Here is a 12,554-nt window from a genome sequence, read left to right on the forward strand (position 1 = left end):
CAATCATGGGTAATGGATTAGCTGAGTTTGCAGATTAGGTACTCAGTTACACCTAAAAATGATTCGTTATGGGTATAATATTCCGGGAATGCTTTTATCATTGCCATATCTAGGTCAAGAGGATATGAGAAAAATACTCCTTCATATTCAAGTTTACTAATCATTTCATCGATCTCATACAATTCAATATGAGCATCACATAAATCTTGATAAGAAGTATTATCTGGAAAATTAAAAACTTTACCAACTTCCTGTAATTCATCTATTGCATACTTGATGCGATCCTGACCAGCATTTGCCCTACATAAGTCTAAATCAACTAATGTTACATGCGGAATTTGTAGCTCTGTTAGCAAACGCCACATGTGATTAACGTGTCTGCCTCCAAGTTTTACAAAGGCAACAAACGATGGATCTAAATCAAAACCAAGCAATTCAGCCAATTTTGGAATAACGATTTCTTCTGAATCTCCTTCTCCCAAAATAACTAGCTTGGAGAAATACAGTTCTGGATGAGCTAAAACTGCTTGGTTAATGTACTTATAATCCTCTTCAGATTTACTAGGCGGCAACAGTATTCTTTTAACTTTAGAACAACGGCAATCAATAGTATTTACTTGACGAAAATGCCGGATTTGCTCAACCCTCTCCATACGGCGTACAACACTAGCTGAATGAGAAGTCACTATACCAGTAACCTTAGATGTTTTTGTTTTAGCTTGTAAAATCTTCAGAATCCGGCCTAAATAATAAGGTGAAAGATGATTTTCTGGTTCTTCGAATGCAAATATCGTAAATATAGGAACTTCTCGATCAAGCTCATTAAAACCTTTTAATTGCCCTTTATGGTGTTCTTGTTCTATATCATAAAGTGCAATGGCAAGAGTAAAATATAGAAGTGTTATTTGACCATCACTTAGCTCACTTATATCTCTGCTTCCTCCATTTTCTGATGGAGCAAGTTTAATAGATATTGATTTTAGAAGCTCTCCTAGCTTGGTTGATGTTGCTTCTAATTTTGGCTCTTGATAATGCCTTAATGTTTTATCATGAGTTTTGATCCAAATTTCTTTAATCAAACTAGTCGCCGACTTGATAGACTCAAGGTTCTGAATTTGGTAACTTAGATTACTACTAATTTTTTCTATTTCCTGCTGATGCGAAGTAGATACACTTGTATAGTCATAAATAATTTTTGTCAAAGCTCTAACTTCATTTTTAAGTGTGGCTTTTGAATCTCTGAAAGCTGGTATATATCTCAACTTGATTTGCTTACGGTCATGAAGTAAAACTGGAATTTTGAAGTCCTTATCTTCTCCAAAACCAATATTTTCCGGAGTCATTATCCAATATATCTTAGATTGAACTTCATCTTCATACTCTGCCTCATCCCATTGAGCCTCTAAACGCATTCTTGCTTTCAGCTTTTTATCATCTTCTTTATCAGCATAGATCACAGAACTGAATACAGGGCATACTTCACGGGCCTGTTGAATACCTTCCTCCAGCTCAGGAAATGAAAAAATAACTTCTATATATAGTTCACGTCCATTTATACTTTTATAGTCTTCATTAGGTGCAAGAAAAAAATCATCTTGGGTGATCGTGCGATCTTCTCTAGTCAAACCAAACAAGCGTTTTAGAGCCATTATGATTGTTGTTTTACCAGAACCATTATTGCCAACAAAGCAAGTAAGATCAGACTCTAAAAGTATATTATTTTCTTCTTTTGAAAAACACCTAAAATTGCTAACTAGTATTTTATCAATATTCATTTTATAACCAAAAATCCCTGTTGATATGTAACTGTGATAATATTGTCCATTGTTTGCATCAATTACATTCAAGTCCTTCATTAAGTTCTATATTCGTGCTTAACGATCACTACTGATCAAACCCTTACATCTCTCTGGACTACAAAAAAAGACTGTATATAAATACAGTCTTTTGATAAACATTCTGCCCAACAGTAGAAAAACCATTAGAAAAGCATGCTTATACATATACTTTTCTAATTAAAATATTAATTGACTTACACTAAAAGTGAATATCACTTCATATGTTTTAACATCGTTTCACTTCATGAAAGCCCCCCCCTTTCCCCTAAACACCTTAGCTAACAAGCCATTGCAGATATTTAGTAACCCAAATAATTTTACGCAAACTTTTTATGACGCAAAAACCGCAGGTGGGGAGGATGAGTGCTTTTTCTCACTGTTTTAATTACGACTAAATTAAATTTCATTTATAACCAAATAGTTTCAAGGATGTTGAAGATTAATCAACTCCTATTGTTTAAACACAGTCAATATCCCCATGGTTCGATCAATTACTATGGAATAGCCAATGCGTATCATTCATGTGTTGATATAGATTATTGAAAAAACGACGAGAGGTGTTATTGGCATCAATAGAGAAACCAAGAACCAAAGACAGAAACTTAGCCCATGTTCAAGCAGCTGTAGCCTTACCAGTAAAGGTCCTTGGCAGAACTCAAAAACACAAGGGAACAAACAAGCATTAAATAATGAAAGGTAGGACTATTTTCACTAAGGGAAGGATGGATCAAAGCTCGTTATTCTATCGGGTAAGTTAAATGAACTGGCCTGTGCGGATCCGCATGCAGAATGATGTGGGGAGAGCTGGCTAGATACGAACTCTTACCCAATGAGGACTCTATCAATAACTCTATCGCTTTCTTCTCTGCATTGATTTCCCATTTCGCTGCCAACAGACAATGTTCTCCTATGCAATCCTGCGTGGTTATTAATAAGTAGGTAGTCGCCCGCCTTTAGTTGGAAGTGATGCGCGGGAAAATAGTCAGCTGCTTGAGTGGCCAACTTTGTTAAGACAGAAGACTTAGGGAACATGGGTCGCATAATGTTTGTTGCAAAACGTATTAAGGGTGCATTACGAAATGATGTAACCATAACTTTGCACCGCTGCCACCTGCCCGTACACTTTTTAATAAGCCAGGGTTCACAAATCAAGGCATTGTTGAACAAAGGGTTTCCACGTGCCACATGAACATATTGTGTTGATATAGGCAATGACCCTTCGCAGACGCACTGCAAGAGAATGAATTTTGGAGGGGTAAATAGGTTAGGGTAGTCGGTGTGAAATGGTGTTTCCGACTTAGGTTGTCCATATGAGATGTATTTAGGGCATGACCTGGATCTTAAGTCATTTTTCAATCGATCGATTATTTTTCCGTTCACTGGATCCTTTATTACATTTCCAATTCTTGTCGCAATATCTTGTATGCATATGTTGGAGTTAAAATGCACAGCCCCTTTTAAAACCGCCTCGTTTTTGATTCTATATAAATTATTCATTCAACTCTGCGTCTAGCGGCAATCTTGGGTCGTACCCACAAGCCGGTTTTGTTTTTAAATTACTTTGATTAGCCATTGCATCTGGCCGACAATCAAAACAAGCGTACCTAAATTCACATTCAGAGCAACCCTCTATATTATCTTTTGATAACGAAGAAATCTTCTCATAAAGAGCCGTTTTAAGAATGCGATTTATGGAAGTATCTTTTATATTTCCATAATTGTAATTTCGCATCATTATGCATGGCGAGACATCTCCATTCGGCTTTATTGCAAAATGGTCCAAAAAACAATTATGACCCACTCCAGCGTTATTGAAATTTCGCTCGGTAAAACTGAAAATCTTTTTGTTCGAATTTTTGGATTTTTTCATTTTCCACAATTTAATTACGCCTCTTCCAACTTGAGATGGAGCAATTACTTCATATCTTTTTATTCCAATGGAACGAAGCCATTCAATACACTCTTTTTTGTATGCTGGCGCACTCAGATCAACATACATTCCCACAAAAACATCAACTCCACCTGTTCTCATCATTTCTATAGCGTTCATTGTACGCGCAAATGATCCAGTGACCCCAGTCATTTCATCGTGCTGCTTAGCGTTTATTCCGTATATAGCTGTACCAATTTCTACATCATAAGCTTCGACAAAAGAACGGAGGGCTTGCATGCGAGAAGGAATAGAAAAGTTACTAAACATTCTTAACTTAATTTTTGGGTTCGTTTCGCGAACAAGCTTCGCTAAAGTTTCAGCCAAATCTAAACGTATTGTTGGCTCTCCACCAATAAAGGTTAAAACATTGACGCCATAGCTCAACACCTCCTCAACCACGCTTATCCATTCGCTAGTGGAAAGCTCATTAGTTCGGTTCACTGTTGGCCCGGATTCAGCGTAGCAATGAGAACAAGTTAGGTTGCAAGATTTTGTCAACTCTAACCAGACATGATGAACCTTGCTATTAGGGGCTCGATTGGTTGCTAATGGTAATTCTAAGTTTTTAGCAACAGGCCTTCCTGGCTCTATCCAACCACGCCTCCTCATAAGTACCAAGGACTTTAGATTGTCAGCTCCAGCTCTAGGAGAGTGGCCGCGCGCAAGCTGCCGTAGTAATTGCAGTTCGCGCTCATCTATTGGCCAGCATCTCATTCGGGTTAAATCGTAACATGCTGCGCGGCTTGCACCTTGCAAAATATAGATTTGCTTTGCTACTTTCATTAACTGACCTATTTCGGACAGGATCCACTGGGCTGGCAATCATCAGCCATTACTTTTTGAAAGGCACTTTCGTCATATCCCGTTGATGGCCAGATTGTCACTATCTGGACAACTGATCCTGCGGCTTGGGCATCTTGGATAATTTGGTAAAGCGCCTCATAATAGTTCGTATCGGATGCACCGCCAACCTTTATGGTCGTATCTACATTGGGGTTATTCGGTTTTTCAGTCATCGTTATCTCCTGCGATTGAATGTTTATGTTGTTAATTTATAACTAACGTCCAAATCAAGTGCGCGAAAGGCGACACTTGGATTTTTTTGTTAGGCTTACAGTTTCAATTTTCTTGATGACTTTCAACCTATCAGACGACTTCATAAGTGCAAACCTTTCTTGTTCATTATAGATTTCTATGCTTTTCTTTTGGCTATTTCCTAGATGATTGATCACAATACCAATAATTGTTGCTACGCAGGCTAGGCCAGCAATTATTGAACAAGATGTTTCAAACTATTCTCTAAACTCTATAACTTTATTATTTTCGACCTTATCAAATCTTTGTTCGATTTTAGCAATAAAAGTATAACCTCCTTTTATTGTTACATTCACTCAGTTATATATTCATTTTTTCTAAGGGAGAAATTTTAATGAAACTTGGTATAGCACTGGAAAAATAGAAATTAAACTCATCAATTGTACTGATCAAGTTTTCTTTTGATTACTGATTAGAGAGTATACTGTGATCATAAACAATATTATCCAATTTTTCATGGTTTGACTCATTATCTGTGATTATTCTAATCTTTTTAAGATTGTCTCTTTCTAAAAAAAAGACTATTTGAATGAACATCACTCTGATGCAGCCTAACAATATTGTATAATAATACCTTAATGATCGATGCTTGTGGAGAGTGCAAAGCAAGAGATTAGAGTTCACATTACAGACTAAAAACTGAAAAATGCTTTTTTCTATTTTTAGGGTACATAAATATATTTTCTTTCAAAACACCATACATAAAACAACTAGAAGCTCTGGTGATATTTGTAAATAACTTACTTATTTTGACCTTAACCAAAAGGTTTCACTTTGTCCAAAACCAAGCTTTCAGTTATAATAATATAAAAAAACAATAATTACTTTCTTGAAAAAAATAAATCTTCTTCATGCTGCATACTCATTTATTTCCAAGCATACACTAGATACTAAATCAAAATTAGTACATAGCAAGACCAGAAAAATCAAATATTATTATACAAAGTAAACTCAACCCGGACTCTACTTATTGTTTCTTTAAAGCTTTTATAAGGGTTAACTTAAAAATAAATTTTATACAAATTTTTTATGACTACCTCTATGTAAGTATCGTGATCCTGCACTCATGGACAAGCATTTGTGGATAGGAGGACAATGCTGTCACAGCATTACATCAAGATGTACTTTGAATTGTTTCACCGTACCCGCTTGTTTTACTAGGCTAGACTTATTAGTAGGCCCAGCGGGCGTGTGACCATGACTGGAAAGGTCTAAAAACGCCTGCTCTACCACCGCCATAAACTCCGACAACAGTTGCAGTACATTGTCACTTTCATTACCCAGCCAGACTTTACCCCCGTCTTTGACCTGGGTGATTTGTTTCAGTTTGGCCAGGCTGTGTTTAATCCCGTTGATATGTTCCTGCATATCGTTACCTACAACAGTATGACTATCATTGCCTGTCGCTATCTTGAGATTATCAATTACGGCTAATTCAGCGGTACCACCTGAGTGTAGTTTAAGGCTCCCCATCGACTCTATGGCCTTGGTTCCACCAATCGTTTCAGTGCTGTGCTCAACTACTGTCGTTTGACTGGTTTGGGCTTTAATTTCCTGATGTAGCGTTTCCAGCTGATAACTTAAACTCTCATCCCTGATACTACTGTCTGAGGTTCGTTCCCAGGCGCCCTTGTGATTGCAGCGTTGGTAGCTTGATGGATTAGGCTGCCAACGTTGTTCTTTTTGCTCAAGGCTGGGCATTGATAAACCGTTAGGTAACAGTTGTTGTATGAATGGCTTATTAGGCAGACCATATGCAAACCCGACCACCACCCAGGTGCCTACCTCTGGTATGCCATAAAAGCCTTGTTCCTGGCCCGCAATCGCCATGGGGACTGTTAAACTGTGCAAGATGGGTAATTGTTTATCGGGTTTGCCTTGTGCGTTTAATACCTCAATATCCACCGCATAGTGAGGCCTAAACTCATCACAGAGACTCCCTTGTTCAGGTAAATCACTGATGGCTATCACACGACCAAAGCGTGGTAAATGATAATTACCGACTAATTCTGGAAAACAATTTAATACAATCCGCTTGATAGCTTCGACCATGTAATCACCATTTGGTTATTATTAATCTGGGTTTGTTTAATCCGGTATCCACTTTCTAATATAGCAAGAAATGAAAACCTATTCTGGATAGCAAGCCAAATGGGGGACCAGAGCATTGAGATGATTAACAGGCATTATGGAATTCTTATTGACGAGACTGGGGATGATAAAAAACATCATCCAAACTATGAATGGTAACCTTAACAAAGGTGACTATATTCAAGTAGAAATTAATAAAATATAATTTATTTTAATTTAGTCATTTCTTCTTCAGACTCATGAAGAAAATCTTCTTCATTTTTTAAGTTATTTATCCAACCAAGGCCATTTTTTGCTTCTAGGGTATAAGACTCTATGCCAGGAGAAAAGTTGGCAGATACATAACTGCCATCATCTGAGATAGTCATACTGAATCGATTGATTTGCCCTTTTTGTAAACCTTCAAAGCTCCCTGTTATACGCTTTATACCTTCAAACTCAGTAATCGAGTTAACTTTTCCTGTATATTTTTGTCCAGCATCAATAAATGAAATATGAAAGGTATGCCCTACTTCAAATTTATTTAATGCTTGCGTTTCAAAACGAATGAAGCTTCGACCATCATGAAGTTGCCGGTCACTGAGATAATCAAACTCTTTTTTTACAGACTCTATTTCAGCAGGTTGAGTTAATACTGGAACAGCAGTGGTAGTTGCAATTGAGGTGGGTGCACTCTTTTTTGTATCACTAGCAGGCAGGTTTATTAAAACAGGGGGAGTAAACTCATTTTTTTTAACAGTAGCTGGAGGGGGCTCACTATTAGTATTGCTATTACGATCAGGAGTTTGAGTGATTGAGAGGCCTAAAAAGGCCCCTATCACTATCGCTATTGAAACAACTAGAACTCCTGCCAGTTTTTCTTTACTCATTGAGCTATCAACCTTTAACGGTATGAGGCTACCTTTGATGAAAACTCATTCATTGCTCTTACTGCATCTATCTGTCCCTCGATACCCATAGGGATACCGTGAGCTTCTGAAAAACGCTTCGGCGTGGCATAGAAAGGAATCGCATTACCACCCATCACACTTTTAACTACATTATAACCTACAGCATAGTTGCCATTTGTATCACCATGATCAACCCCATGGTTAAGGCTCATATTGTGTCCAAACTCATGGCGCATTACAGTCGTACCACAATTGATTGAGCCTGTTCCAACCATATTGTATGAGCTAGCTCTGACCCAAGCTAATCCACAACCATCTTCGGTTCCCTCATAATAAATGGCATCTGCATTCAGCTCGTTTCTCCAAGACTGTACTAGCTCGTCGTTACGCAGCTCTCTTAGGGGATCACCTAGTTTTTGCCAATGGCTCTTAGCTTGTATTTTCTTAAGGCCAACCATTCTCAAACGAAAGTTTGCACCGGAGTTTTCAAGTGCTTCATTAGTTAAGCTAAAGCTTTCAAACATTCTAGCCCTTGCAGCACTCTCCCCTAGCTTTGAAGCTACCTTGTCGCTATAGAGCATCAATATATCAATCACTAGAGTTTCTTGCTGCCACAAGCCGTTTTCATCAACCTTAAATGAAACCGTTTGCCCATTTTCAATGCTCACTGCATTATCATCGTTATTATTTATCCCATGAACATTAAAAGACCATGCAGCATCAGTTTTAACCGTTACACGAGTATTTTTAGGTGAAGGGTATGGTAAATATAAGTCACGAACCCAGTTACCGTTACTAAACTCAATAATTGAGTTTGGTCTAACTAATTGTGGTACTCGGCCATTTACCAGCTCTTTTGCCTGATAAACCTTAACTGGGCTTTTAGTGACTTCCCACTGCTCATTTTCAGCAATGTAAGTTAATTCGTATTCATCCCCTGTATTTAATTTCAAGGACTGGTAATTATTAATATTTGCTCCATCAATAGTCGCAGTCCATGTCGCATTTGACTGCAACACTACCTTGTCTCTATTGCCTGCAACAGCTGGGAGATGAAGAGTACGTACCCAGTTGCCATCATAGAATTTTACCTTTGTACGTGGAGAAGTTGGTGAAGGCATATGGCTAGTTGCATCTTTAGCCGTTAAAGAACGAACTGGCGCTTTTTCTAATAACCATTTCTGAAAGCTTTTATCAAACTTAAAAACGTATTCGTCACCCGTTTTAAGGAGAGTTGTACTTTTATATAACTGATTTGCAGAGCTGATTTGAGCACTCCAGGTAGCATCAGACCTGAAGACAACATAATCACCATCAGATGCCTGGCTAGGTAAAGTTACCTTACGCGCCCAGTTACCATTTGATAAGTTATAGAAAGTTACTTTAGTTGGGTTATTTGGGATAACTGCTCCACTGTCATTTGGAGTTAAGTGGCTTACATTGTTTCCCTTAATTACCCAGGAGTTTTTATTATGGTTATAAGTAAAGGAATAACTATCATTTCTTGAAATAACAAGCTCTTTTAATGGGATGTCTACAGAACCGGTATCTAAATAAGATTTGTATCCAGCTACAGAGTTTATGGCAACTTGAGAACCATTAGCTGGAGTCGTTGGTAAGGTTATATTTTTAGTCCAGTTTCCATCATAAAGTTTAAAGGTGATTTTATCATAGCCTGATGGCAAAACCCCTCCACCGTTGCTATTAGGTGTAAGGCTGACTTCATTAGCATAAGCAAGATTTAGGGTTGCAGAAGTACATGCTAAGACCCCTAAAAAATACTTAAGATTCTTCTTTGCCATGCAGACTCTCCTTAAACTCAACGCGCATAATTAAAAGTGATCAGATATTAACCACTTAAAGATCTTTAAGCGTGACTGAGTTCACATGCAGATCAAAGCTTGAGCTGATCAAGTTTTGATCTGCGACAGCCTTCACAAAATCGATTAAAAATTAAACAGGCATGCTATACAAACACACATAAGGTAAGCAGGGATTAAGTCATGCAATAAAAGTTATTTATTTTTGTAATATTTTCCGCACTCAATTCGCACATAGTCCATTTTGAAAGTTTTATTCTTCAAAATCAAACAGTTAAATCATTATCTGAAAATTTTACTGGGTGAGATTTATCCAAAAATGGAGACCAAACTCACACGAGAAATACTCTCAATTAATAACGGAATAGAATAAAAATTTGGATGTATATGCGGAAAAATAGAGACTGAAGCTATCACCGGAAGCCAAAAGCTTAAGCTTTTCACTCCCAGGATATTACGTTAAAAGGTATTAATACCTTCTACGTTGAGGACGGCTGTTAGATTTAGGTTGTGCTTGATTCACTTTGATATTACGGCCTTGCAAAGAGGTACCATTTAACCCTTTGATAGCCGCATCAGCTTCAGAGTTATTTTCCATTTCAACAAAACCAAAGCCTTTAGACTGACCTGAGTTACGATCAGTAATAAGATCCACACTTGCTACAGTGCCATAAGCTGAAAAAGCTTCTCTCAAATCATCGGCTGTTACACTATAAGACAGGTTGCCAACGTACATTTTCATAGACTTTCCTCTATTTTGTGTGTTGATAGAGATAGCACTATCGAAAACCAAACACACAAATTACTCGATAGAGAAAACCATCTTTAGATGATTCGTTGTAACTCCGTCAAACTTATCTAATAACTACAAATCAATTAGACGCAGCATACTACTCTATCTTGGTGTTTAATACTATTAATACCAGCTAGCATCACCCCAGAATCACACTTTCTATACTGTATGCTTTGTAGCTGTGTGAATTGTGGAGTTCTGCTAGGGCTGGGTGAGTGATAGTTGTTACTAGAACTAAGAGCGAGGTGTGACGTTAAGCTTACTACTGTTTATCACTGCTCTATGTAGCTGATGGAGTAAATATTGCCCATTCAGTTAGTGTTAGAGCCAGGTTGCACGAGTGAACACTTACCTGAAATTAATCTATCTCACCAATATCTTCATTCCACAACCCAGGTGAAGCCTTAATAAAGCTCTTCATTAAGTCAACACACTCTGATTCTTGAAGAACATCAACTTCTACCCCTTTTTCTCGCAGTAGATCTTCTTGTCCCTTAAAGGTAATATTTTCACCAACAATCACTTTAGGAATTTGATAAAGCAATATAGCTCCGGTACACATTGGACATGGTGATAGCGTGGTATATAAAACACACTCACGATAGACAGTAGCTGGTTGACGCCCCGCACTTTCTAATGCATCCATTTCACCGTGAAGCACTACACTGCCCTTCTGTATCCTCTTGTTATGCCCTCTTCCAATAATTTGGTTATTATGAACAAGAACAGAGCCAATAGGTATCCCCCCTTCTTTTAGGCCTTTGTTGGCTTCCTCTATAGCTGCTTCCATGAACTTATCCATTTCAATTCATCCTAAAGTACAATAATGCCTGGTTGAGTTTGCTTAATGCTACTGTATTGTTTAGTAAGGACCTACGCAAGATTTATCACTTTGTTTGGATGTGAAGAAGCACAGCACTTGCCGTCCATCCACTTATAAGACAACAACCCAGTACATAAATAAACCAAATCCAGGCTGTCAAGACTAGAAATGATAGTACTGACAATATTGTCAATTGATATCAATTTCATGGTAATAAAAAAGCCAAGGTTGGTTATCCTTGGCTTAATTTGGAGTGGAATCAAATAATAATAGCTTTTAAAGACCTAAATGCTCACGTAGTTCCTTGTTCTCTTGTTTTAACTCTTTCACTGCTTCGATTAGAACACCAACTAGCCCAGCATAATTAACTTTTTTAAGTGTTACTTCAGTACCACTTTTATCTGTAACTTTGATTGCCTGAATTAGCTCAGGAAACACTTTTTCTACATCCTGAGCAATTACACCAATATCTTTTCCTTGAGGAAGGTTTTCTATACCAGTTTCCTCAGAACTTTTCCATTCAAAAGACTTTCCTTTCAGTTTGGATACTTTTTCTAAGGCTTTATCAACCTGGACAGTATTTTTTTTCAGACTTTGGTCGCTGAAACGCATAAAATTTGGATTTGCCCTGCAATCCCAGTAAGCTTTGCCAGTCGTAGCACCAGTTTGAAGCACACATGACTCGTGTGAATAAGAGTGAGAAAGTGTTGAAATTGACCCTAGAACTAAGATGCCAATTAATTTTTTCATTGTCGTTCGCCCGTATTTTATTTACATCAATTATTCTAACTTGGAAAGTAGCTAATTAGATAAGTTATAATCTTAATTGATCACTCAAGATTTGATTCTCTTTTTTCAGCTCCTTGACAGCCTCAATTAATAACCCAATAAGGCCAGCATAATTTACTGTTTTTAAAGTTTTAATTTTACCATCTTCGCTGTTAATGATGGAATTTTGCACAAGTTCAGGAAATAGTTTTTCCACATCTTGAGCAATGACTCCTATGTCCTTTTTATTATTTTTATTCCATACAAAAGATACTCCTCTTAATTGAGATAACTTTTCTAAAGCATTATCTATTTGTACTGGGTTTTCCTTTAGTTTTATATCACTAAATCGCACAGCACAGCTTTTGGTATTACAGTACGCATAAGCATTTGAAATAGATATAATTGCAATTAAAAAAGCTGATGCGAATAATTTTTTCATTATAGTTCAGTCGTACGCTATTTATATCAAATGTTACAACAAAGTATCACTCCGAAATAAA

10 protein-coding genes are annotated in these 12,554 nt (G+C 37.3%); all 10 read right to left on the reverse strand.

The annotated features are described in order from the left end of the window. Positions 1–17: 17 nt before the first annotated feature. Positions 18–1,775, reverse strand: coding sequence for an ATP-dependent nuclease (locus tag ORQ98_RS18560; RefSeq protein WP_274690306.1), 1,758 nt, complete (start codon positions 1,773–1,775; stop codon positions 18–20). Positions 1,776–3,327: 1,552 nt separating this feature from the next. After that, complete coding sequence (locus ORQ98_RS18565) at positions 3,328–4,554, reverse strand: radical SAM/SPASM domain-containing protein (protein ID WP_274690307.1); 1,227 nt, start codon at positions 4,552–4,554, stop codon at positions 3,328–3,330. A gap of 8 nt (positions 4,555–4,562) precedes the next feature. Beyond that, complete coding sequence (locus ORQ98_RS18570) at positions 4,563–4,787, reverse strand: hypothetical protein (protein ID WP_274690308.1); 225 nt, start codon at positions 4,785–4,787, stop codon at positions 4,563–4,565. A gap of 1,180 nt (positions 4,788–5,967) precedes the next feature. Beyond that, positions 5,968–6,918, reverse strand: a complete 951-nt coding sequence (locus tag ORQ98_RS18575) for a type VI secretion system Vgr family protein (RefSeq protein ID WP_274690309.1) — start codon at positions 6,916–6,918, stop codon at positions 5,968–5,970. 245 nt (positions 6,919–7,163) lie between these two features. Then, positions 7,164–7,826: a hypothetical protein gene (locus ORQ98_RS18580; RefSeq protein WP_274690310.1), complete on the reverse strand. Its 663-nt coding sequence runs from the start codon at positions 7,824–7,826 to the stop codon at positions 7,164–7,166. A 14-nt stretch (positions 7,827–7,840) separates the two neighbouring features. Beyond that, positions 7,841–9,649 (reverse strand): zinc-dependent metalloprotease family protein, encoded by a 1,809-nt coding sequence (locus tag ORQ98_RS18585; protein WP_274690311.1) that lies wholly within the window; start codon positions 9,647–9,649, stop codon positions 7,841–7,843. 487 nt (positions 9,650–10,136) lie between these two features. Continuing rightward, positions 10,137–10,409, reverse strand: a complete 273-nt coding sequence (locus ORQ98_RS18590; protein WP_274690312.1) for an RNA recognition motif domain-containing protein — start codon at positions 10,407–10,409, stop codon at positions 10,137–10,139. Between the two features lie 409 nt (positions 10,410–10,818). Next, positions 10,819–11,262: a nucleoside deaminase gene (locus tag ORQ98_RS18595; RefSeq protein ID WP_274690313.1), complete on the reverse strand. Its 444-nt coding sequence runs from the start codon at positions 11,260–11,262 to the stop codon at positions 10,819–10,821. Positions 11,263–11,559: 297 nt separating this feature from the next. After that, the gene (locus tag ORQ98_RS18600; protein ID WP_274690314.1) at positions 11,560–12,033 is read right to left on the reverse strand and encodes a tail fiber domain-containing protein; all 474 of its coding nucleotides are present in this window, start codon (positions 12,031–12,033) and stop codon (positions 11,560–11,562) included. A 64-nt stretch (positions 12,034–12,097) separates the two neighbouring features. Further along, positions 12,098–12,493 carry a tail fiber domain-containing protein gene (locus ORQ98_RS18605; protein ID WP_274690315.1) on the reverse strand — a complete coding sequence of 132 codons (396 nt, stop codon included), beginning with the start codon at positions 12,491–12,493 and terminating at the stop codon, positions 12,098–12,100. Positions 12,494–12,554: the final 61 nt, after the last annotated feature.

Origin of the sequence: Spartinivicinus poritis (assembly GCF_028858535.1) — a bacterium.
GTDB lineage: Bacteria > Pseudomonadota > Gammaproteobacteria > Pseudomonadales > Zooshikellaceae > Spartinivicinus > Spartinivicinus poritis.